This is a genomic window from Phyllobacterium ifriqiyense (assembly GCF_030817885.1).
GTDB classification, from domain to species: Bacteria; Pseudomonadota; Alphaproteobacteria; order Rhizobiales; family Rhizobiaceae; genus Phyllobacterium; species Phyllobacterium ifriqiyense.
Genome location: NZ_JAUSZT010000002.1, coordinates 738,193 through 761,915, shown reverse-complemented (window position 1 = coordinate 761,915; position 23,723 = coordinate 738,193). Strand labels below are relative to the sequence as shown.

Sequence of the window (23,723 nt, the reverse complement as noted above, 5' to 3'; positions counted from 1 at the left end):
ACATGTCAAACATGATGAAAGCACTGGTGAAGGCCAAGGCGCAGCCGGGGATTTGGATGGAGCGTGTGCCGGTACCTGAACCGGGACCGAATGACGTTCTTATCAAAGTCAAGAAATCCGCCATTTGCGGCACAGACGTTCACATTTATAATTGGGATCAATGGGCGCAAGCGACAATTCCCGTACCTATGGTTGTCGGTCACGAGTTTTGCGGCGAAATCGCTGATGTCGGTTCTGCCGTAACCAAGTACAAAGTAGGGCAACGGGTATCAGGCGAAGGTCACATCGTCTGTGGCGTCTGCCGCAACTGCCGTGCCGGTCGTGGTCACCTGTGTCGCAATACGCTAGGCGTCGGTGTTCATCGCCCCGGCTCATTTGGTGAATATGTCTGCATTCCCGAGTACAATGTTGTTCCAATACCTGATGACGTGCCTGACGAAATCGCTGCCATTTTTGATCCATTCGGCAACGCGGTTCACACCGCTTTAAGTTTCGATCTTGTTGGCGAAGACGTACTTGTCACCGGCGCTGGCCCCATCGGCATTATGGGAGCGCTCATCGCAAAACGCTCTGGCGCCCGCAAAGTCGTCATTACAGATATCAATCCTTCGCGGCTGGCGCTCGCCACCAAGTTGGGAATTGACTATGTTGTCGATGCATCCAAACAAAATCTCGCCGATGTGATGCAAGAAATCGGAATGACTGAAGGCTTTGATGTTGGCCTTGAAATGTCTGGTGCAGCGGTGGCATTCCGGGACATGATTGACAAGATGAACAATGGCGGAAAGATCGCCATTCTTGGCATTGCTCCCACCGGATTTGAGATCGACTGGAACAAAGTAATCTTCAAGATGCTCAATCTTAAAGGCATCTATGGACGTGAGATGTTCGAAACCTGGTACAAGATGATTGCCTTTGTGCAAGGTGGACTGGATCTTACTCCGATCATCACACACCGGCTCCCGATTGATGATTTTCAAACCGGATTTGATGCCATGCGCTCGGGCAGTTCCGGCAAAGTCGTTCTCAGCTGGTAATACGTTCTCAGCTGAGAACAGGCTTTTTAGGCCACGCAAGAGCATGTCAAGCTGAGCGCTGCCCTGCGTCATGCCTGTTTGAATTTGTCACGCAAAACACTGCATTTTGCCATCGTTGAAAGTTTGCAGGACGCGATAAAATCGGGCGCAAGCTGCGAAGATCCTTCCGTTTTGACGCAATGAGCATTTTATTCGATCCGGCGATTTGTCCCCGCCATTTCCGACACGCTATCGTTCCTTTTCTGGCATATATGCACTTGGCAATTCCCGGCTATCGATCTGGCACCAAATTCAAGTGAGTGCCATGAGCTCTCAATTGAGCCAACAGCATCGGCCAAACCGAGAATTCTCCTTTGAAAGCTCTGCCCGTAAGGGATCTCAGATATCCTCCGGCCGAAGTGATTTGCGCAGCGCGCTCCAAAATACAAGCCACGACAACCGCTGCATTTTCCTGACCCAAAATATCGCAAGCTTCTTCATAGGCCGACGGACTGACGCCCAACATCGACCGTACCACGACAGCAGCCCCCATTAAATCGGACCATGTTGTAATTCCGTTTGTGGCGTAGGCTTCTATCTCCGGGCAGGCTTGCCGAACCAGGCCGAGTGGAATCGGCCTCACGTCCTGGGCCGCAATTTGCGCGTCCACGCGTTCAGATGCGGCAGCTATTGCCGGCAGATTCTCCCCTGCGTTTATCTCGGCGCTCCTCCAATCTGGTTCGGATTTCTCCTCTGGTCTATTTTCTGGGCCAGGTTCAAATTCAAGTTTAGGTTGTGTATTTGAATTATGTTTGTGACGCTCAAAATGAGATTCATTGCCGCTTGTTTTTCGAGAATTTACCTTGTTTTCCAACAGGCTGAGTATTTCGGTTTCAATGCCATTCCAGTCCGTCAATCGCCGGCTCCAGATCCGGTGCAGTCGACCGCCTGGAAATGCCTTCTATAACCATCCTGAACCGTCCATAATGGCTGTTCCAGTCAAGGTGCGGCAGTTCTTCCATGCCGAGTTCTACGAGCTTGACGATGTTGCGGCGTAATAAGGTTATACGTTCTTTCAAAAGCTTTAACTGCCATCTCTCCGTCTTTGCCTGGTTGGCAAGTGCTTCCAACTCGGTTGAACGCACCAACAATGGTGCCAATGAGAAGCCAAATGCCTCTCCGTTCTCGCCAGCCCGGGTTTTACGCAGGTAGCGTTTGCCATTTGGGCTGTCTTTGCGGAATATAAGTTGGGCCTCAACCAGAGCGCTCAGGTGCCGGCGCAGTGTTGCGGGTGCCATCCCATGGGCGCGAAGTGAGAGCTGCGCATTTGACGGGAAAACCACCAAGCCGTGCTCTTCTTTCAATTCGGTTTGCGGATAGAATGTCAGCAAGGCGTTGAGCACAATCAGCGCCCGATCTGATAGGCCAAGGCTTTGCCGCGCTTCACACAGGTTGCGAAACAGCTTCCATTTATCGATTGATGCTTCGCAATCAACGTCCTGAGCCAAGGCTTGCGTGGCCAACATGCCAAGCGACAGCGATCGCCGCCCGAAGGGCGTCGTTACTGCATGTCCGGTCTGCATTGTCTTTTACCTTCTTCAAGGCAAAAGAAATCCACTCGCTTAAACGGCGCCAAAAAGTCTTGACAGTGATTCGAGGAAATGCGATTCTCTAGTTGCTAGACATGAGAAGGGCTTCCGCGACGGCAACGTTCGGGAGCTTTTTTCTTTTGCGGGTTAATCTCCTGTTTTTGCTACAGTTTCCGATTCCTTGAAGGCCCGGTAGAGCTCTTCGAGGTTATCGGCAAGATATGCACCGAAGCGTGAGGCATTCTTGGCTTTTAGTGCCAGGGTGAATGCCCGCCCGCTGTTCGTCATATCAACCTTGATGGATTTGTCAGTCGATTGCCAGGTTTGCGCAGTCGATGTTTTTTTCTTCACAGGCCCCGTGGCTTTGCTGAGTGCATTGAAAACCATGTTGAAGCGCGTATCGCCATCGGCGGACTTTGCTTCGGCACCGGAAAGAACCGTGTAAGCTTTCTCAATGCTTCCTGGCATTTGCAAAAACTTAGAGAGTTGCCACCAGCGGTCCCTGCCCGTCGCCTTGGCTGCACCGATCGCCAGGATCATATTTTCTGGAACCGAGCCTGATACGGTCAGCATTTTTGAGAAAGTCGTTGCATCGAGCGCAAGTGCTGATTTCACAACTGTCTGGTCGTAGCCCAGATCAGCAAGCCGTTTGGCAAACAATGTGCGTTCAATAAAGGACAGATTTGAACGCACAGCGTTTTCCTGTCCTTGGGCGATGACATGGTCTTGATCTGCAAGCGGCTTGACGATGGCACGAACAGGCCGTCCAAGCACACGCGCAGCTTTGGTCCGGCGATGGCCAAAGACAATTTGATAACGTCCGGAAACCGTTGGATGCGGACGCACCAGAATTGGCGTGTCTTGTCCTCTTTCTCCTATCGCTGCCACAAGATCCTGAAGCGCGTCGTCATCGTCATTGATCCGGTCAGTTACGAATGATCCATCGAGAACATCCGGATCAAGATTGACGACACTGCCTTTTGCCAGTTCTTCAAAAGAGCTTTTTATAGAGCGCGATGCGCCGCTGGCGGCATAGGAGACGGCATCATTGCGATCGTCGCTGGCTGGCGTGACGTTCATAACGCTACGGAAAATGTCTTTACGAGCCATCTGCCTGCCCCGCAAACAGCTGTCCGTCTGTACCTAAGACGTCGGTTTTTACCGCAGTAAATTTCTGCATTATTTACGTCCCCACGCACGATGGACCAAGGCGGCAATTTCGGAATTGACTGCGTCCAGCGATTCAATTGCCCGCTCATAGGTTGACCGGGTGAAACTGGTTTTCTCGACTTCGTACAAGGTTTGCTTCGTCAGACCTGCATCTGAAACTGCTGTCGATTTCAACATGGGACAGGCAAGGATTTCTTCCGCAAGCATAGACTGCATGAAGCCGACCATTTGTGCCTGGGGTATATCTGACGGCTCATAGCGTGTGATCAGATAACGGAACCAGTCCAGTTCGACCTTTGCCCCGGCTTGCTTGACGGTCTTCAAAATGCCGCCGAGCATCAGGAGAAACTGCGACATTGACATCAGGTCCAACATTTGAGGATGAACCGTTATCAAAACGGACGTTGCAGCAGACATCGCAGTCAGCGTCAGATAGCCAAGCTGCGGCGGGCAATCGATGATGACGACGTCATAGCGGGCGTCAACCTCCTCCAGGGCCGTAGCAATGCGGGTAAAAAACTGGCGTCCTTCACGCGAGGATCTATCCTGCATGGCCAGCGGCGTATCATACTCATATTCCTGCAATTCAAGATTTGCCGGGATGATATCGAGTCCAGGGAAATTTGTGGGCAGAATAATGTGGGATAGGGGTTTGCGCTCTTCGTCGTAACGAATGGCCTCATAGAGCGACAAGTTGCGATCCAGCTCCGGCTGGAAGCCGTGCAGGGCAGAGAGAGAAGCCTGAGGATCGAGATCTACTGCAAGCACGCGATGCCCGGTCAACGCCAGATACTGGGACAGATGGGCAGCTGTCGTTGTCTTGCCCGATCCACCCTTGAAGTTGACCACGGCGATGACCTGCAGCTTGTCACCGGCTCTGCGATGCGGAACGTATTTTTTAAACCCGGTCCGTCCATTGCGGTCAAGATAATGGCGTAAGTCGAGCATTTGATCGGCGGTGTAGAAACGACGCCCGGACGATAGCTGAGCAGGCACAGGGCCTTTGCCCTCAAGATGAAGGCGCTTGAGATTGTTCTGTGTCACGCCCAGATAATGCGCTACTTCCGCCATCGAAAATTGGCGCAAAGTCCTTCTGGCATCCGGTGGAAATTTTTCCATCCGGAGCTGGTTCAACCGGCGTGAGATCTCTGCACCCTGATCAAGTATCTTTTCATCGAACTCGAACTTGGGCAGAGGCACTGCGATATTCATCGAAACCGAAACCTCTAATAGCGCTTTTTGAGAACAATTGTCCCGCTAACCGCCATTAGGCTCCGATTCGCACATGACAGCAAGAAGATTAGCCTGGTGGCAGATGCTGTCTTTGCCCTCGCCAACGGCGAACAGACGCCGCCGGCAACAAAAGGGCCGACAATTTACTACAGTAAATATCGGTCTTTCTCTCTCAAACCAGATGAGTGTGCGTCTGAATTCTCAATGTTGACGCGGGATTTGTCGTCATCGACAAGCTCGTACCACATTGCATTCAATACGGCGAAGGCTGCCGCAAATGGCAATCCCAAAAGCCAGGCAAAATACCACATGACAGTTCTCCTGATTAATAAGCATGTCCGCTTTTGTCGCCAATCGTTGCTTCATCCACCTTGCCCCAAAGAACCTTGTAGACCCAGCTTGTATAGGCAACGATCAAAGGAATGAAGATTGCCGATACAACCAGCATAATAAACAGTGTCAGGTGGCTTGATGAAGCATCCCAGACTGTGAGGCTCGATACGGGATCGAGCGATGATGGCAGGATGATCGGAAACATTGAAACGCCGACCGTTGCTATGATCGATGCCACAGACAGGCCGCTCGACAGTATCGTGGTGCCTTCACGCCTCGCCTTCAGGCCAAAAAATGCGGCGATTGCCCCAAGAACAGCCAAAACAGGGACTGCCAAAAGCAAAGGCTGGGCGCTGTAATTGGCGAACCAGGCGCCTTGCTCGATTACAATCGTCTTCATCAGGGGGTTGGAAGGAGCGGCCTTGTCGAGAAGGCTTGTTACCCTGTACCCGTCAATGCCCAACCAGAGAAATAATCCTGCAAGAGCGAAAATCGCCACCGTCAAGGGTGCCGCAACCATTCCGCAGCGCCTCGCCCTGTCTGCAACAGGTCCGGATGTTTTGATCATCAGCCACGCCACTGCCATGCATGACGAGCATCGCTACAGAAAGGACGCCGCATAAAAGTGCAAAGGGGTTAAGCAGGCCGAAGAATGATCCCTCATAGAATATTCGCAATTCATTGTTGAACCGGAACGGCACACCCTGAATGACGTTTCCTACAGCAACGCCAAAGATCAGCGCCGGCACAAAACCACCCACGAAAAGAGCCCAGTCCCATGCGGAGCGCCAGAGCAAGCTCTCCCTCTTGGAGCGATATTTGAACGCCACCGGCCTGATGATGAGTGCTGCAAGTATAACGAACATAGCAAGATAAAAGCCGGAAAAAGAGACGGCGTAGAGCGGAGGCCATGCGGCGAATATGACGCCGCCGCCCACGATCAGCCATACCTGATTGCCTTCCCAGATAGGGCCAATCGTATTGATGACAACCCGCCGCTCCATATCGTTTTTCGCAATGAAGGGGAGGAGCGTTCCAATCCCCAGGTCAAAACCATCAGTGACGGCAAACCCGATGAGGAGAGTTCCAAGCAGTACCCACCAGATGAGACGCAGCGTTTCATAGTCAAGAAGTTGATGCAGGATCATGATCGTCTACTCCGCTGGTACAATATGTGTGGAAATGAGGGCGGCTTCCGGCTCATGGTCTGGCTCAGGTCCACCCTTGATAGCTTTCAACATCAAGCCCATCTCGATGATGAAAAGCGTCGTGTAGATGACGACAAAGCCTGCAATCGTGATAAGCAAAGACTTGGCACCGAGGTTGGAAACCGCAGCAGCGGTGGGTAGTACACCCTCGATAATCCATGGCTGCCGTCCAAACTCTGCAACGATCCATCCAAGCTCCGCTGCGACCCAGGGCAGCGGAATCGAAAAAACCGCAATACGCAAAAGGAAAGGATAGGCATCAATCTTTCTGCGAACAGAAAGTATGAAAAAGGTGAAAGTCAGCAGAATGAAGAACATGCCAAGCCCGACCATTATACGGAATGACCAGAACAGCGTGGGTACATGTGGAACAGTATCCCAGGCGGCTTTCGCGATCTGCTCGTCAGAAGCCTGCCTTGGATCGTCGACATAACGCTTTAGCAGCAGCGCATAACCAAGATCGGCGCCGTTTGTTTCGAAAGCCTCGCGGACATCCGCGCCAACTGTCGTGGTGCTGCCTACCTCACGAATCTTCTGAAGTGCATCATAGGCGATCATGCCTTTCCGGATTCTGACCTCCGCGTGTTGCACAAGCTCTTCTATGCCGGGAATGACCGTCGTCAGCGATCGCGTACCAATCAGGCCCATTACCCATGGAATGTGGACTGCATAATGTGTCTCACGCGCTTCCTGGTCCGGAAAACCGAATGCCGTAAAGGCGGCCGGGGCGGGCTCTGTTTTCCACATGGCCTCGATTGAAGCCAGCTTCATTTTTTGGTGCTCTGTTGAAAGATATCCGCTTTCGTCCCCAAGAACGACAACTGAGAGAGCAGAGGCCAATCCAAATGACGCGGCGATTGTCATTGAGCGCTTGGCAAGCTCGACATGCCGCCCCTTCAGGATATACCACGCGGATACGCCCAGCACGAAGATTGAGGCTGTGACGTAGCCTGCGGAAACCGTATGCACAAACTTGGCCTGAGCAACGGGGTTGAATAAAACTTCAAAGAAATCAGTGACTTCCATGCGCATTGTCTGCGGGTTGAATGCCGAGCCTACCGGATTTTGCATCCAGCCATTGGCGATCAATATCCATAGTGCGGAGAAGTTGGATCCTGCGGCAACGGCCCAGGTAGCAGCCAGATGGCCCACCTTGGACAGCTTGTCCCAACCGAAGAAGAAAAGACCAACGAAGGTCGCCTCCAGAAAGAACGCCATTAGACCTTCAATCGCCAGTGGCGCACCAAAAATATCGCCTACATAATGGCTGTAGTAGCTCCAATTCATCCCGAACTGGAATTCCATAACGATGCCCGTCGCCACGCCGATAGCGAAGTTAATTCCAAACAAGGTTCCCCAAAATTTGGTCATCTGTCGCCAAATCACGCGGCCGGTCATCACATAAACCGTCTCCATGATTGCCAGCAGCACAGAAAGCCCCAGCGTTAGCGGTACGAACAGAAAGTGATAAAGAGCTGTGATCGCGAATTGCAGGCGCGAGAGCGCTACTATGTCGAGTTCCATTGCTTTGCGTCGGGTTATCCGACCCCCTGTTGATTGGCTCGTCTCATACGAGCCAATAGAAATAAGCGTCTAATCAGGCCTCAGACGGTTGAGGATTGACTGGTATTCAGGTTCGCCCTTGCGACACGCGGCTTTAAGACGCCCATGTACAAGAACCAGCAGTCGATCGGCCAGCATGGCCTCCCGCCTGATATGTGTTGCGATGACAACTGTCTTTTTCTTCATTTGACCGGACAGCCGTTGCAGGACATCGCGCGCGGTTTCGCCGTCGATCCCTTCCGAAGGCTCGTCCAGCAGCCAGACAGGCGCGCTACTTAACAAAAGCCGGGCCAATGCAAAGCGTCGGCCTTGTCCCCCAGAAAGGCCAATTCCGCCTTCGCCGAGCTTCGTGTTCAGTCCCTCGGGCAGCGTCGCAATCAACTCGGCTAATCCGGCAACCGATAAAACGTCCAGCAGATGCTGGTCGGTTGCGCCGGGAGCCGCCAAAAGCAGATTATCGCGCAGGCTATCTTGAAAAAGCTCCGTCCTTTGGATCAGCGATGCTGAGGCAATGCCCCTTGCAATCCCGGTCACAGCTTCGATTTCACCTGCCAGCAATGCGAGCAATGTCGTTTTACCCGAACCGCTTGCACCAATGATGGCCACACGATCACCGCGCTCAAGTGTCAGCGACACATTCTGCAAAGAGGGCAGGGCAGACCCTGGGTAGGTTACACAGGCCTCACGCAGTTCGACCGCCAAATTTTCCGCAGGAACCTGCAAGGGGAGAGGGTTAGCTGGGGTAACCAAATCCGGTCCAAGCCTTCGTGCGGCAAGGACCGTTCTGCCGAGCTCAATGGCGCCACGTCTTAAAGCGGCAAAAGGCTCCAGCGCTGCAAGAGCAACCAGAATCCCCATCACCGCCACAGGGCCACTGATAGTTCCCAGGCTCGCTAGATAAGCAACGCCGTACAAGACAGCACCGAGCAAAACGGCTGAGGCAATGCCGAAACCTGCGGCTACCTTGGTTTCGATAAGGTTCAGAGTGCCATCAGACAGAGCTAGCTGCGTGTCTGCAGTAAGAGCCGAGTTTTTAAAAGCTGATAATTGCCCTGCCATAACCAGTTCGGTTTGGCCCGCCACCACGTCAATCGTGCGCGACCGAAGCGCTTCAAGCCTGTAAGCGCGGCGACGCGCTGGCACGATACTCCCGCGCGCTGCAAGAACAGGAATTCCCAATCCTGTTGCAAGGAGCCAAGCCGCCACCGCCAGACCAAGCAATGGATGCATCACGCCAAATACGACGGCAACAGCCAAAGCCGTGCAGAGCGCTACTGCCATCGGAACCAATATCCGCAGATACAGGGAATCCAGCGCATCAATATCGGCTGTCAGCCGAAACAATAGTCGGGAAGGTTGAAGTGCCAATCTGTTTGCTGCGCCAGGTTGGGCGGTGTTCCTGAAGAGCCGTTCACGCAACGCTGCAAGCACACCCAACGTTGCCTCGTGCGTTGTTAACCGCTCGCCGTAGCGGGCAGCAGTTCTGGCAAGCGACAGAAACCTTATGGCCGCCGCAGGAGCGAACACGTCAAAAACGAGGGCCGTTGCTACCGAGGTACCAGCAATTGCCGTCGCTGTAATGAACCAGCCAGACACGCCCAGCAAAGCAATGCCTGCAAAGACAGTACCCGCCGCAAGCAGAGCGCCAGCCAGGAGCATTACGCGTCGTTCGGCAAAAAAGAGACCGATAACAGGTTTAAACACACGCCAGAGAGTCATGGATGTTCCTCCCGGCAGGTCTTATTTCCAATGATGATTGTCCTGCCCATGCGCGCGGCCAGCACCGGGTCATGTGTCGCGACGATCAAGGTTTTTCCGGCAGCAACCGCTAGTAAACGATCTGCGATTTCATCTGCTGTTGCTTTGTCGAGATGTGCTGTCGGCTCATCCGCAAGGATTAGACCAGCGTCGCGGTCAATGGCCATGCGGGCCAGAGCAAGCCGCCGGATCTCGCCCCCGGACAAGCCTGAGCCACCCTCGCCAAGATAATTGTGGCGTTGCGCATTGGCGACTTTGTGCAAGGAAGAGACACGCAATGCATCGTCAATATCATCTTTGGTCAAGCCGCGGCGGTGCAAGCATAGATTGTCGGAGATTGTACCTGCGAAAATATGCGGCGTTTGCCCCATCCAGCCTATGCGCGCGCGCAAGATCCCACTGGTGTTTGCATCAAGCACCGTATCACCGATCCTGATTGTTCCTGCCGTGACAGGTGCTAATCCTGCAATCAATGCCAGCAGGGTAGATTTGCCCGCGCCACTTGGACCCAGTAGTGCGATATGCTCGCCAGGGCGCACTTCAAGATTGAGGCCATCAAATAGCGGAGAATGCGATCCTGCATGGCTAAATGACAGGTTTTCTACCGTTAGCTCCACAGGCGCTCCTGACCATCTCGCCACCTGCAACTGTCTGGAATTATCCGTAATGGGCAAACCCGTCACTGAGAGGCTGTCCAGTGCATCGATTGCGGCCTCTCCAGCGGCTCGGTCGTGCCAGACTGCTGACAATTCACGCAGCGGTTCAAAAAAGGCTGGTGCCAGCAAGAGTATAAACAGGCCTTCGCCAAGACCAAGGCGGTGGCCCCAGGCGCCGAATTCAAGCTGTCCAAGAAAATGAAACCCAACATAGACGGCGACCATGGCAACACCCAGTGCCGCAAAAAGCTCAAGAACGGCCGAGGACAGGAATGCGATGCGCAGAACTGCCATCGTTCGCGTTCTAAGCTCATCGGCATTGGCACGCAGTCTTTGAGCTGTGAAATCAACTGCACCGAGCGAGCGTATCGTCGCAAGACCACGCAATCGGTCTAACAGGAATGCGTTCAGATCGCCCATTTCGGCCAGATGCCGCTCGCTTGCCGCCTTTGCACGCCATCCGATCAGAGCCATGAAAATCGGGATTAATGGCGCCGCCATCAACAAAACCAGCCCTGCAACCCAGGACAGTGGAAAGATGCAGATCAGGATAACCAAGGGTATGATTGTGGCCTTCATCCTTGCAGGGCGGAAACGGGCAAGATAGGGCAAAATGGCGTCCGCCTGTTCGGCGATGACGCTGGCTGCGAGGCCAGATGCTGGCTTCTCGATGTCGAGGGGAGAGCGCTGGGACAATGCCAGGATTGCTTGCCTTCTTTTTTCCGACAATGTTTCCCGTGCCTTGCGGAAGGTCAGTCTTGCGCCGAAAGCATCCAGCAGTGCTCGTAATACGCCTACAATGATTATAGCTGTGACGATCCAGTGAATTTCCGCCATGCTGCCGGCGATGATGATCGTTGCACCTTTAGCCAGCAGGGCGGCCTGCGGTAGCCAAAGCAGCGATGCCAGTACCTGCATAATGGCAGCACCGCGTTCATTCTCGGAATTCTTCTTTACACAGATCCGAGCCTCGCCATCAACGGGATTGGGGCGCACTGACGCATCAGTGTCTGCCAACCCTTCTCTGGAAAGCGCTATGGTGGATGGGTGCAAAGAGCTCATACTCAGCCCTTGTCGTTGGTACGTTTTGATCGGCCAAGAGAAACGATCTTGTCCTTGGCTTCCAGAAGCTTTGTGACCTTTGCGCCAAGCGTGAGCAGTGTTGCGAGGCGATCCGTTTCAAGTTGCTTGACGTCTTCATACCAGGTTGTCAGCTGCTCGATCAGGCTATGCATTTCTCCCATGCGCACTTGTGCGTGGCGCTCAGCATCGCTTGCGGGTTTCTGCATGAGGATTTCACGCAAAACCGACAATGTCGGGTCAACTTCACGCTTCTTTCGCTCTTCGGCAAGCGTCCTCAAAATCTGCCAGACATCATCGGGCGTCGTGAAAAAATCGCGCCTGTCATCTGGAAGATGCTTGAGCAACACCAAATTCCAGGCTTGCAGTTCACGCAGGCTCATAGAAACATTGGAGCGGGAAATACCCAGGGATTCAACGATTTGCTCGGCATTCAGCGGCTCGGGCGAGACGTAAAGCAGGGCGTAGATTTGACCCACGGTCCGGTTGATACCCCACCGACTGCCCATTTCCCCAAAATGAAGCACAAAAGATTGGACAAGGGGCGGCAGGTTCATCATGTTTTCGTCTCATCAGTTATTTCAGTAATTACTGAAATAACGATACTACATGAAAACTCCTTCTTCAACGCCACTCGCCAAGGTGCGACGATTGTGCTCCTCTGCCCGTTAAAACAAAAAAAGCCCGGCCAGATCACTTGATCTGGCCGGGCTTCAAATTGACGATGTGATGACTTAGTTTAGACCAAGCTTGCCACGCAATGTGGAAAGGTCTTCTGCAAGCGTGTTAACTGCCGCTGCCAGCACGGCACGGTCATCGTCAGTCAGCTTGTCATAAAGCTCATAACCATCACCTTTTTTGTACTTTGCAAGCGTGACATCAACCTTGTCGAAATTGCCTGAAACCTTGGTGATGAACTCACCATCGCTTTTCTCGATCAAAGGCCGCACGAGATCGAAGATCTTGCGCGAACCATCGAAATTCGCCTTGAAATCCCAAAGGTCAGTGTGGCTGTAACGATCTTCTTCGCCGGAAATCTTGGTGGCTGCAACTTCTTCCATAAGGGCTGCAGCGCCACCCACGACCTTTTCGGGTGGCAGCGTCAGCTCAGTAATGCGCTTGTTGAGCTCTGTCACATCTGCCATCAGCTTCTCGGCAAAAGGAGCCAGATCCTTTGTGCTGTTTTCGGAAAACAGACCGTATTCGATACGGTGGAAGCCCGTGAATTCGGGATCCTTTTCCGCTTTCTCATGGTCGTCTGCGCGAGAATCGATTGACCCGTCAAGATCGCTGAAAAGTTCTGCGATTGGTTCGATTGCTTCATAGCTCATACGCGTCGGAGCAAAGAGCGACTTGGCCTTGTCAACATCTCCAGCCTTTACCGCATCGGTAAATGCCTTGGTATCCGCGACCAGCTTTTCCAAATTTTCTGATACATAGATCTTGTAGTCGGCAATTGGGCCAACCAGATCGAGTGGAGCAACTTCGGCTGACGCTACGCGCGGCAGGAATGCAGCTGTGATCGCAAAGAGGCTTGCAGAGAGAGTTATCTTCAACTTCATCGTGAGTTCCTTAGGATTTGATGCGGGTCATCTGATGGCCCGATGCTTCAAGAAGTGTCCGGCCTACGAAGTCGTCCTCGTTCGCTGGGCCGGGCAGTGTAAAAAAGAAACCGCCACCAATCGGTTTGATATATTCTTCGAGTGGCTCACCATCGAGCTGTCGCTGAACGGTGATGAAGCCCTTCTCAAGGTCGGCCTGGTAGCAGATGAAAAGCAGGCCCTGTTCAAGCTGGCCTGATTTGCTCACGCCGTTTGAATAGTTGAACGGGCGGCGCAAAATGCGATTCTCGTCAGATGTTTTTGTGCGTTTATTGGCCAATCTGATATGGGCATCCAGCGCGGTGACTTTGCCTTCCGGATCATTTGAGTAGTCCGGAACGTCAAATTCCGCGGTGCCACCGAAGGGCGCTCCATTGGCTTTTTTTCGTCCGATAATTGCTTCCTGCTCGGCCAGCGGCGTCCTGTCCCAGCGCTCAACGAAATTGCGTATGATCCGCACCACCTGATAAGTACCCGCCTGGGCCCATGAAGGCTCGTCGCTTTGGCGCACCCATACGAGTTGGTCCATGAGCGCAGCATCATTGCCATCGGGATTTGCGGTTCCATCGCGGAATCCCAGAAAATTTCGCGCCGTTTCGTGAGTGCCATCGGCTTTTGGCGGAAGAACCGGAACCGAGCCCTCCTGCTTCCACCGCAGGACCATCAGATCCGGCAAATTCTTCAAAATATCCCGCAGGGCGTGAATGTTTGTGTCCGGTGTATTTGCGCATATCTGCAAGCTCAGATCGCCGTGACATAAATCAGCGTCGAGAGCATCGTTGCGCGACGCTTTCATGCGCGAGAGCTGCTTTGGCTTATGGTTTATGAGCCAATCACGCTGATCAAAGAACGAAGAGCCCAAGGACACGGTGATCGTCAAATTATCCGGCGGGATAACCGGGCCCAGAATACCTGAATCCGACGGCGGCAGTTTGTCGTCAAACTCTGGCGGCCTGCCGCCTTTCATCAGAAAGTCGATGCGCTGTGATAGTGTTCTGAACAGCCGTTCAACTTCTTCAGGCGTTTTGGCGAGAACGTGAAAAGATGCAATCATTCCTGCTGCGGGCCGCGGGGTGACAATACCGGCTTGATGGACGCCGTAAAACGATTGACGTTCCTGCGTCTTGTCGCTGACAGGAGCGTCGGTAACCTGTTCACCCTGCTTTTGTGCGGCGCTGGCAGCTGTTAATCCTGCAACCACGGCGGTACCCGCGCCAAATAGCACGCTGCGGCGCGTTGTCGTAAATTTATCAATATCCTTGCCCATCTCAAATTACTCCAAACCAACTGCAATATTCAGTTTGCCGATAGCATCGGCCAGAGCCCTGATCTTCTGCGCCAGCAAGTCCCGACTTTCTTTTGTAACTTTGTCATAGGACGGGTAGCCATCAGCGCCGCGCAAGGCGGCCAATGTCGTGTTGGCCTCGGCGAGCCGGGTTTCAATATCAGTCACGACTGCCGGCGCTGCCTGAATTGCAACCGGCTTCAAAAGCGCCATCATGCGCGAAGTTCCCGCCAGATTGCCTTCAAAATCGACCAGATCGGTTTGGGAGTAATGGTCCTCGCCATTGGCTATTTTCGTATCGGCGATTGAGCCCATAAGACGGGCGGCACCCTTGGCTATTTGCTCCGGTGGAATGCGCAAACCACGCACCCGGTCTTTTAGCGCCGTGACATCAGCCAGTAATTTGGCTGAAACCGGTGCCAGCCCATCAAGGCTATTGGAAGCGTAAAGAGCATATTCGATCCGGTGAAAGCCGGTAAATGCCGGATCCTTTTCGCGCTTTTCCAGATAATCGGCAATGGGGTCAATGGCGTTATGCAAATCGGCAAACAGATCGGCCATGGGCTCTATCTGCTTGTAAGGAATCCGCGCTTTTTGATAAAGCACGCGCGCCTGATCGAGATCACCCGATTGAATTGCAGCGTCCAATGCGGTTGTCGCCTTTACCAGATTGTTTGTCTGGGACATCAAAAACACCTGAAACTCGGCAAGTGCACCAACAAAAGAGACGAGGGGAGGGCGCGCTGCTTCTGCCTCGGATTCTGCTGATGGCGTGACGTGCAATGTCCCGCGCGGACTGCTGAGAAGCCCGCAGGTGATTTCATAATCCCCGGCCTTCAGCTTTGCCTGCATCGTTTGCGTAAAGCCTGGAAGGATATTCTCGCGCTCTTCCAGAACCATAACGCCATCAAGGATCTCCCACTCAAGCGCACGGTCGGAATTATTGATTATCTTGAACGTGGAACGGCCAGCAGGAACGGTGATGGCGTTAGGGTCACAAGCACCATCTTTAATCGTGACGACGACTGCATTGTCAGACGCCCCTGACTTCATGTTCTTTGACGCAAAATAGAAAGCGCCAGCTCCCGCGACCGCCAGAATTGCAGCACCGGCAACGGCCAGTTTCATCAGTTTCGAGGAGGGAGCGGAAGGGCCGGTATTGCGCGTCATTCGCTGGTTCTTTCAATCAACGGGAAAATTTTGGCGATGCTGAAGGCGCGGGAGCACTTGCAGGGCGCAGGAAGAAGAAAAGGCTGATTAACAGAAAACCTATATAGACAATCGCTTCGCCAAGTGTCGGAGCATCCTGATAACCGAATATGCCTGACAGCAAAGTGCCAAGCGGACTGGCAACCGGCAAAACACCGCTGAAATCGAAAAGAACCGTCTGAAAACTGTTCCAGACCCCGGCCTCATGGAAATGACGCAGTGACCCTGATAGGATGCCCGCAGCGACGATAATGATGAAAATTCCGGTCCAGTAGAAGAACCGGCGAAGATTGAGGCGGATACCGCCAGCATATATTCCGTAACCGATGACAATCGAGACGAGAATGCCTAACAATGCGCCAAGCGAAGCATCATTACTTGTGCTCTGCTGGAATATTGCGAGCAGGAAAAATACCGATTCCAGGCCTTCACGGGCCACAGCAAAGAATACCATGGCAATCAAGGCGGTGGTCTGGCCTGATGAATGCGCGAGCGCATTGTCGATGGACGCGTGAAGCTCGGACTTGATCGACCGCGCGGCCTTGCGCATCCAAAATACCATGGACAGCAATACGACAGCTGCAATAACGCCGACAATCGCCTCAAAGAACTCTTGTGCCTTTTGGGGGAACTCGGCGCTTACCAGCTGAAGACCCGCGCCGACAAAAAGCGAGAGTGCAATCGCGAGAAATATACCAACCCATACCGCAGGCATCCAGGCGCCACGTCCGGTTTGTAGATAACTTGCAACAATCCCGACGATCAAAGCCGCCTCGATACCTTCGCGTAGCATTATCAGAAATGGAACGAGCATTAAATAACCTCAGCGCCTCATGCCTGTCTCATCCAGATGACAAGCAAAGCCGTCGGAGTCATAGACCGCCGCGAAAAACGAAGCAATAACAATATATTAGAAGAATTCTAATATATTGTTGGATCAAAATTCATCAATCTTTTCCATATGTTGACTGATTTTATCAGAATTCCATCAATGACTATTCCGTGTCCTCGCCCTGACCTGGACGCAAGCAGGGGGATGGTCGGGAGCTACGAAGTCGCCGTACGCCATCAAGAAACGGCGCCGCGAATTGTCGTTTGACGAATTTGATGAGATTATCGCGCGCTGGTATGAGCGCCCTGCCAGGCAGTCTCAGGATAGGAAAAATTTCGAGGAGATCGCCGAAAGGATTCGACCATATCGCGACCAAGCACATACTGTGGACGAAGCCTTGCAGATCGCTGCGCGGGACGATCGATCGGCTTTCGGTAAAGAGAGCTCGAGGCCGCTTTCAAGAGATCGATGGGCGGTGTCTTCATGCTTCGACAAGCCTCGGCTCTGGAGCGACCTGAAGTAGAGCAAAACAGGCTTAGGGCACCGTCCGAATGCCGATGATATCGTCATGTTCAGACGCGACCCAGGAATTCGAGAAAGCGAGCGCCGGACAGCGCCGCTGCCTCGCCCTCATAGCCCGCGAGCGCATTGTCAGCGAACAGGTGCCAATCGCCGGGGCAAAGGAAGAGTTCCGCGCCGAGTACATTGTTAGCAATTTCCCCGTCAAAGGCGTCGATGGTCGGACCGTTACCGTGACCTATCATGGCCAGGAAAAGAAGATCGCCATTCCGGACGGCTGCCGTGACCATTGCTGAGGCAACCAAGGACGATCTTGTTCCCGGTGCCGTCGTCTTCATTGCGGCCGAAATGGCTGCGACCGGCCCGGTCGCCCATCAGGTGGTCGTCGGCAAAAATGGCGTGCTTCCTCCCATGTGAGCCACGTCTTTGCCGGTCGGACCCGCCGCCTACGGGTTCAACCGGCGACAGCGACCACCTCTGTTTCGGGGGGGCGGCGATGGGCATGGTGTCCAGGTAAACAAAAGTAGTTGGATCATTAATCAGATATCTTAGATTGCTCTGATTGTGGGGGAAATGCCGCTGTGATAATGTATTTTGCTCTTGAACGAAGAACCGCAGCGAAAGTGAGATTGTGCGGTGAATGTTTTCTTGCCCATAATGCTGGTTCTCATGGGTACTTCGTCCACCGTCGCTGGCCCATTGCACGACGCGGCCAAGAACGGGGATTTGAAGCTTGCAAGGCAGCTTCTGGACCAAGGAACGAACCCAACCGATTTTGATAGCTCGGGTGAACCGGCGCTGCTGATCGCATCGCTCGCAGGACACGCAGATATTGTTGCGTTTCTTCTTGATAAGGGTGTCAGTGTTGAAAGTCGCAACAAGGGAGGGCTGACGGCATTGCATGCTGCGGCATATGCAGGAAACCTTGACGTCGTAAAATTGCTTGTGTCGAAAAAAGCTCCGGTGAATGACGATAAGAATTTCTACCATATGTCACCATTGCACGCCGCGGCTGAAGAAGGACACGCGGAGGTTGTAGCGTTCCTGCTGGCCAACAAGGCCGATATCGAGGCGAAGGAACGCAACGGCTATACGCCGGTTACCCAAGCCGGTTGGCGGTCGCATTGGGAAGCGGCAGACTTGCTGCTTAAAGCTGGAGCGGTATGCCAGGCGGCCGACATCGTCGGAGAACCGCTTTATAACGAGTGCCTGAAGCGAAAATGATCTTTCACGACAGGTGCCGCCCGGTAAAGGAGGATTCATTATGATTGGTAACAAACACAAAGGTGGCGTCTGGGCCGCGGTGATCCTAGGAGCGGCGTGCGCACTGGTTTCATTGTCCTCGGCGGTTGACGCAGATGAGCCTATCAATACTGGCTATTTCGGTGATGTGGCGATCAAGGGATACGATCCCGTCGCATACTTCACTCAAAACAAGGCAATGCAGGGAACGCCGGAATATTCCTATCGATGGCTTGGAGCCAACTGGCAATTCACCAGTGCGGAAAATCGCGATCTTTTTATCGCCGAGCCAACCAAATATGCCCCTCAATATGGGGGGTATTGCGCTGATGGTGTGTCATTTGGAACCGTTACCACAAACATTGACCCCAAAGCTTGGCGCATCATCGAAGGCAAACTTTATCTCAGTTACGATCCGGGAGCGGCTGACGGGTTTGAAAAAATACCAGCCAAACTTGCTGACTCGAAAAAGCACTGGTCCGAGGTTGAACACATGCTGGCTTCGGAAAAAACCGGGAAGAACTGGCGTGAGACACCGCCAAACTAATCACGACCGACCGCCCGTCAGTCAGGGTGTAACCGAGAACGACATTACCGCTCGCGGGGTGACATGGATAAATGGCTTGTCTAGTTCCCACTCTTTTGAGGTGTTGCGGTAGACATAGCCGCAAACCATGCGATCTAGAAAATACCCCGTAAATTGTTCGCAGAGGCGATCATCCCGGATTTCCACGGTGCCCGTAATGCTCGTATTGGCGCTGCGATAGGCAGTGCCTCCACTCTTGTCAAAATATTGTATAAATTCAGTCCCGTTCCTGTGCTTTCCGGTCCAGGTTTTGTTGTTCATCAGCTCGCGCAGTTCTGAGCCACGGATTTGATCGGCAGGATTCCCTTGAAAATCGAAAGGCCATTGCGGAATGCCAGCTGCCCTGAGGCCTGCCAGGTGGTAGCGTAGATCGCTGTCACGCCAATAATCATATAAATAGGTGTAGTAGGTCAAATTGCTATCGGGAAAGATTGCCAGCAATTGCTTTGCTTCTTGCTCAGCTTGCTGTTTTTCGTTTGCATATGCATATGCCGCTGCCAGATATTCCCGAGCGGGCTCGACATTTGGAAGGGCGGATCGTGCTGCTTCAATCAGTGGTATCGCGCGTGCATTTTCCCGTGTGGTGTAGAAGACTATGCCAGCCAGCAGCTGCAAGTTTGGTGGCGGTGTTGGATCTAGCCGCAATGCCTTGTCCATCTCAATGATCGCCTGCTTTGAATCGCCAAAATACGCCAGGATCAAAGCAAGATTTGCAACGATCTCCGCGTCGTTCGGTTGGGCCGCGACTGCTCTGTAAGCGGAATCCTTCGCTTCCACGGCGCGGCCGTCTACCAGTTGCAGCAGGGCGAGGACCGTTTGAGCACGCGCATTGTTGGGATCAATCTTCAAGGCTTGTCCTGCCGCGTCATAGGCTACTTTGCGCGCAACAGCTCCTGACCATAAGTAATTATAGTCGTTACGCCATACATCAACGGCGACGCGGGCAATACCCGCATGAGCACTGGCGAAGTCTGGATCAAGATCAATTGCCTTTTGGTAGTATGCCAAGGTTCGACGAAAGGACTGAACGTCGCCGTAGAAAAAACCCTCCTGCTCAGCTCTCAAGAAATAATCATAAGCCTCCAGATTATCCGTGGGGATACGTGCCAGCTGCTCGCGTTCATTCTTGCTGAGCTTGACCTCAAGCGCTGAGATAATCTTGCCAATTACGTCATCTTGGACCGCAAACAAATCCATATATTGCCGGTCATACCGCTCCGCCCAGAGGGATAATCCCGTTAGCGCGTCTATCAATTTCACGTTGATCCGCAGGCGCGTATCGGCTCGTTGCAACGTTCCTTCGAGCACATAATGCACGCCCAGTTCTGCTGCAACGTCCTGAATCGATGAATCCTTGTTTCGTACTGCAAAAACGGAATGGCGGGCAATTACAAAAAGGCCGGATACTTTGGAAAGTTCGGTAATGAGATCATCGGTTAGACCGGCTGCAAGATGGTCATGTTCCGTCGCACCACTCACATTAATAAAGGGTAGCACTGCTACCGACGGCTTTTCTGGCAGAGGATAGGCAAAGCGCCCAGGCGATGCCGGCAGGAAAGTTGCGCCTATCTGCCACCAAACTCCTGCACCGGCTAATAAAACGAACACGATCAAGCCAAGGGCTTTGCGGGGCGGCCAACGGCGCGGTGGCTGAACTGGTTTGGCATTGATGCTGGCTGCCGGATCGGCGACAACACGATAGACTCGAATGGGATCGGCGATGTTCTTCACCATCCGCTCGCCTAAGGAAATGTAACCCAATGCGAGTTTTGATTTCACCTGGTCATAAGCAGAACCGGAGATCGCAATGCCGCCGGGCTCTGCCAAACCCTGAATCCTGTCCGCAAGGTTTACACCATCGCCCTGTATATCCTCGCCTTCAACAATGATGTCCCCAAGATTGATGCCAATGCGGAACACCAACTGTTGCTCCGGCAACGCACCGGAGTTGCGTTCGGCCTTCTTCTTCTGGATATCCACTGCGCAACGCAAAGCATCAACCACGCTTTGAAACTCAATCAAGAGGCCGTCACCTAAGGTCTTCACCAATCTGCCCCGATGGTGAGCGATGGATGGATCGAATATATCTGTCATGTCGAGTTGGAAACGTGCGCGCGTGCCTTCTTCGTCAATCTGGCTCAACCGGCTGTAGCCAACGACGTCTGCGATTAATATGGCTGCAAGACGGCGCTTCATTGCCGCTCCCGCACGGTGCGTGTTAGTTTCACCCGGATACTACAGCATCGCTTCTATCTCTGTCACGGTGCAAGGCATATTTGCCATCCAATTGACTAGAAGAGACACTGAAACGTCCAGGCATGGAGTGCAACGCTGCTCGTGGCACAACAATTGCGCCTTAAATGCTCTCGGAACAATCTACTGGCAGCAAATCGGTGAGAATTTGTCCAGCGTATTGCCGCGCGGATTTGCATGGAGGATTTCTCGACTTGGGACGCTAGCTATGTGGCTGGACGCCAGTCGGAGCATTCCGATTATCCGTTCCGCCTCAGCGCCAGGGATGTTATCCGTTTCGACCTGCGGGAGCCGGTGGCTACTATTTCGTAAGCCGCTGATGTTCGACATTCGATCACTCTCTCCGAAGGAGTCATACTCTACTGGCCATCGCAAGCGGTCATTGGAGCAGTGTGATGGAAATCATGACTTTGCTACAGGGGCGGCAGGCGGCGTTTAACGGAGGTCCCCTTGATAACAAGCGGTCTTTCATGTTGAGGTTTGGCTGCAACGATTTCCAATCGGGCATCGGCCTCGTTGGAGGGTATAAAAAACTTCTCTTCATTAAATTCGCAACCATATAGGTCGCCCGATCGTTGGTGTCCCATTCCTCCATTAAGCGGTGGTTCTGCGGCTGGCTGGCACCATCCTTCAGAGCCTTCATGGACAGTCTTTTCGACAATGCAGACAGGCATGGCTATGGCACTGGCATCGCACGGGTTTAACGCCGCTCATCGGGCAACTAAACTATTAACGCGCTGCACGCACGACCAGACATCAACGGGGACGCTGAAGTGGCTTTCCCTGTGAGATTGTGGAGAACTTCCAGGACGGCGCTTTGGTAGCGTCGTTCATCCGACGTCCTGATCGCTATGGCCTTGTGCCATCAATCTTCCATTCTGACCGCAACTACGGCGAGGGGCGACCCGCAGCACAGATCTGATGCCAAGCCTGGTGTCAGATCTTAGCGGAACAAAAAACACGTTTTGGCTCGATGAGCATCAGCCTTGCCTAGCTGTACGATTTTGGAGCAGACTTGTAATTTCTGACGATTTTGGCGCTAGTCGACCATCAGCAAGCTTTTCAGAGAGGTGGCAGAGAGCAGAGTTATATGGAGTTTCTATGTTATGAAGACGCCCGAGAAGTACGATTTCGCCGTTGAGATAGCTTGTTTCCAGAGAACCCGTACCTCTTACTACACTTTGCAGGGTGGACGACCCTATCCGATCTCTTCCCGGAATGGCCGTCATGATCATTTGGTTGCGAGCCTCCGCTTCCGACTTGTCCCAGTCAATACCCGCGGCAGTCAGAACGCCTTCTGCTTCGGCGCGGACTTTTCGATACAAGTCGGCTTGTTGCTGTTTATCGCTGAAAGCAGTTTCGATGATATTTTCCAGGTTGGCGAGCAGTTTGCGATACTTGCTGTTCATCACATCACTTCTTGCATTTGCCACGAACCCGCATGAATTCAGAACCTCACATAAATGCTCTACTGCTGCATCGACGCCCGCCGGGTAGCGGCCGATATCGAAGATTCCGATTTTGGGAATGCAATAGGCTGCTACTTCACCTGGCCTCTCGAAATCAGCCGGAAGCATGACAGTAACGCCATAGACATTCCTGAAAAACCGCAACGCAGTTCGTTCATTGGCTACGCCGTTCTGAAAACAGAATATCGGCTGCTCGACCACACCGGCAGCCTTGAGCTGAAACAGCGCTTGTGCGGTATCCTGTCCTTTCATTGCCAGCAATATCATGTCGTCATTATTAAATATAACTTCCTTTGGATCTGCATAGACGGGGAAGGTCGTTGTTTCGGTCCCCTGCGGTGACAGCAGTGTAAGGCCGGATCGTCTTACAGCTTGAAGTTGTGTCCCTCTGGCGATTGCAACAACCGAATGTCCAGCCAGGCCAAGCTTTGCGGCCACAACTCCACCGATTGCTCCCAGTCCAAAGACGATAATTCGCATCATTAATCCCTCGGTTTAGCGAAAGCCGGCGCTGCTCTCAATATTGGACGAAACCACTGGAGCAGGAGCTCCAGTGGTTTCAGAAATCGGTTAAGCTGCCGCGATAGATTTCTCGATATCTTGGATCGAATGTCCGGTCAGATCTTTTGCAATCTCGCCAACTAAGATTGCTTCCAATTCCTTATGATAGTGCTTTCGCAACTCTCCCAGCGCCTTGGGAGCCGCGATCACGACTAAGCCGGTAATCTTACCGTTGAGCACCCGTCGGTTTAAGACGTCGGCAATTCCTCCCACGAAATTATCCTCGTCAGCCTGACCTTGGTCAGGATTCGCCGAACTGCTTTTGCGTCCTCCGCTTGCGTTGTTGCTCTCGGTATCAACATCGGTGTCAGGAAGTGCTTTCAGAGTCGGTTCGGTGTTATCACTTATGTTCTGAAAAAGGTTGAATTTTTCGCCATCCGCAACTGCAACAGTTGCCCCTTTTGGAATCTGCATGCTTTAATTCTCCACGTTATGCCCCGTTAATTTGGAAGAGGGCAAACTAGAAACCTTGGCACAATTGCCTAGCCTCTATAGGGTAACGCCCTAGCGGAATATTCGATGCAGTAAGGACTGACAGATCAATCTCCTTGGAGAGGCAT

General features: G+C 52.9%; 16 protein-coding genes and 4 pseudogenes. 4 read left to right on the top strand and 16 right to left on the bottom strand.

Going from position 1 to position 23,723, the window contains the following annotated elements:
- Positions 1-2: 2 nt before the first annotated feature.
- Positions 3-1,037, top strand: coding sequence for an L-threonine 3-dehydrogenase (tdh, locus tag QFZ34_RS05180; protein WP_307277783.1), 1,035 nt, complete (start codon positions 3-5; stop codon positions 1,035-1,037).
- Positions 1,038-1,308: 271 nt separating this feature from the next.
- On the opposite strand, the pseudogene repC reads toward tdh, so the two are convergent.
- The 13 genes and pseudogenes from repC to efeU all read right to left on the bottom strand — a co-directional run bounded on the left by repC (position 1,309) and on the right by efeU (position 16,515).
- Positions 1,309-2,599: pseudogene (gene repC / locus QFZ34_RS05175) on the bottom strand (plasmid replication protein RepC).
- 153 nt (positions 2,600-2,752) lie between these two features.
- Complete coding sequence (repB, locus tag QFZ34_RS05170) at positions 2,753-3,715, bottom strand: plasmid partitioning protein RepB (protein ID WP_307277780.1); 963 nt, start codon at positions 3,713-3,715, stop codon at positions 2,753-2,755.
- 69 nt (positions 3,716-3,784) lie between these two features.
- On the bottom strand, positions 3,785-4,987 hold the full coding sequence (gene repA / locus QFZ34_RS05165) for a plasmid partitioning protein RepA (RefSeq protein WP_307277778.1): 1,203 nt from the start codon (positions 4,985-4,987) through the stop codon (positions 3,785-3,787).
- A 233-nt stretch (positions 4,988-5,220) separates the two neighbouring features.
- Positions 5,221-5,319 (bottom strand): annotated as a pseudogene (cydX, locus tag QFZ34_RS05160) (cytochrome bd-I oxidase subunit CydX); the annotation flags it as partial.
- Between the two features lie 14 nt (positions 5,320-5,333).
- Positions 5,334-6,489: pseudogene (gene cydB, locus QFZ34_RS05155) on the bottom strand (cytochrome d ubiquinol oxidase subunit II).
- Positions 6,490-6,495: 6 nt separating this feature from the next.
- A complete protein-coding gene (locus tag QFZ34_RS05150; protein ID WP_307277774.1) occupies positions 6,496-8,073 on the bottom strand; it encodes a cytochrome ubiquinol oxidase subunit I in 1,578 nt (525 codons plus the stop codon).
- 69 nt (positions 8,074-8,142) lie between these two features.
- A complete protein-coding gene (locus tag QFZ34_RS05145) occupies positions 8,143-9,831 on the bottom strand; it encodes an amino acid ABC transporter ATP-binding/permease protein (protein ID WP_307277770.1) in 1,689 nt (562 codons plus the stop codon).
- The gene (gene cydD / locus QFZ34_RS05140; protein ID WP_307277767.1) at positions 9,828-11,588 is read right to left on the bottom strand and encodes a thiol reductant ABC exporter subunit CydD; all 1,761 of its coding nucleotides are present in this window, start codon (positions 11,586-11,588) and stop codon (positions 9,828-9,830) included. The genes QFZ34_RS05145 and cydD overlap by 4 nt, the downstream gene beginning before the upstream one ends.
- A gap of 2 nt (positions 11,589-11,590) precedes the next feature.
- Complete coding sequence (locus tag QFZ34_RS05135) at positions 11,591-12,163, bottom strand: GbsR/MarR family transcriptional regulator (RefSeq protein ID WP_115054105.1); 573 nt, start codon at positions 12,161-12,163, stop codon at positions 11,591-11,593.
- Between the two features lie 177 nt (positions 12,164-12,340).
- Positions 12,341-13,168, bottom strand: coding sequence for an iron uptake system protein EfeO (gene efeO, locus QFZ34_RS05130; RefSeq protein WP_307277764.1), 828 nt, complete (start codon positions 13,166-13,168; stop codon positions 12,341-12,343).
- A gap of 10 nt (positions 13,169-13,178) precedes the next feature.
- Positions 13,179-14,474, bottom strand: a complete 1,296-nt coding sequence (gene efeB, locus QFZ34_RS05125; protein ID WP_307277761.1) for an iron uptake transporter deferrochelatase/peroxidase subunit — start codon at positions 14,472-14,474, stop codon at positions 13,179-13,181.
- A 6-nt stretch (positions 14,475-14,480) separates the two neighbouring features.
- Complete coding sequence (gene efeO / locus QFZ34_RS05120) at positions 14,481-15,662, bottom strand: iron uptake system protein EfeO (protein ID WP_307277759.1); 1,182 nt, start codon at positions 15,660-15,662, stop codon at positions 14,481-14,483.
- A 16-nt stretch (positions 15,663-15,678) separates the two neighbouring features.
- Positions 15,679-16,515: an iron uptake transporter permease EfeU gene (efeU, locus tag QFZ34_RS05115; protein ID WP_307277757.1), complete on the bottom strand. Its 837-nt coding sequence runs from the start codon at positions 16,513-16,515 to the stop codon at positions 15,679-15,681.
- 740 nt (positions 16,516-17,255) lie between these two features.
- Here efeU and QFZ34_RS05110 point away from each other — a divergent pair.
- The 3 genes and pseudogenes from QFZ34_RS05110 to QFZ34_RS05100 all read left to right on the top strand — a co-directional run.
- A pseudogene (locus QFZ34_RS05110) lies at positions 17,256-17,469 on the top strand (hypothetical protein); the annotation flags it as partial.
- A 240-nt stretch (positions 17,470-17,709) separates the two neighbouring features.
- Positions 17,710-18,276 (top strand): ankyrin repeat domain-containing protein, encoded by a 567-nt coding sequence (locus QFZ34_RS05105; protein WP_307278965.1) that lies wholly within the window; start codon positions 17,710-17,712, stop codon positions 18,274-18,276.
- Between the two features lie 40 nt (positions 18,277-18,316).
- Positions 18,317-18,841: a YHS domain-containing (seleno)protein gene (locus QFZ34_RS05100; RefSeq protein WP_307277754.1), complete on the top strand. Its 525-nt coding sequence runs from the start codon at positions 18,317-18,319 to the stop codon at positions 18,839-18,841.
- A 21-nt stretch (positions 18,842-18,862) separates the two neighbouring features.
- Here the strand turns inward: QFZ34_RS05100 and QFZ34_RS05095 are convergent, their stop codons facing one another.
- From QFZ34_RS05095 to QFZ34_RS05085, 3 genes are all read right to left on the bottom strand, one after another.
- Entirely contained in the window at positions 18,863-21,076 is a 2,214-nt protein-coding gene (locus QFZ34_RS05095; RefSeq protein WP_307277751.1) for an adenylate/guanylate cyclase domain-containing protein, read from the bottom strand.
- 1,037 nt (positions 21,077-22,113) lie between these two features.
- Positions 22,114-23,082, bottom strand: coding sequence for a ketopantoate reductase family protein (locus QFZ34_RS05090; RefSeq protein ID WP_307278962.1), 969 nt, complete (start codon positions 23,080-23,082; stop codon positions 22,114-22,116).
- Between the two features lie 90 nt (positions 23,083-23,172).
- Positions 23,173-23,577 (bottom strand): host attachment family protein, encoded by a 405-nt coding sequence (locus tag QFZ34_RS05085; protein ID WP_307277748.1) that lies wholly within the window; start codon positions 23,575-23,577, stop codon positions 23,173-23,175.
- Positions 23,578-23,723: the final 146 nt, after the last annotated feature.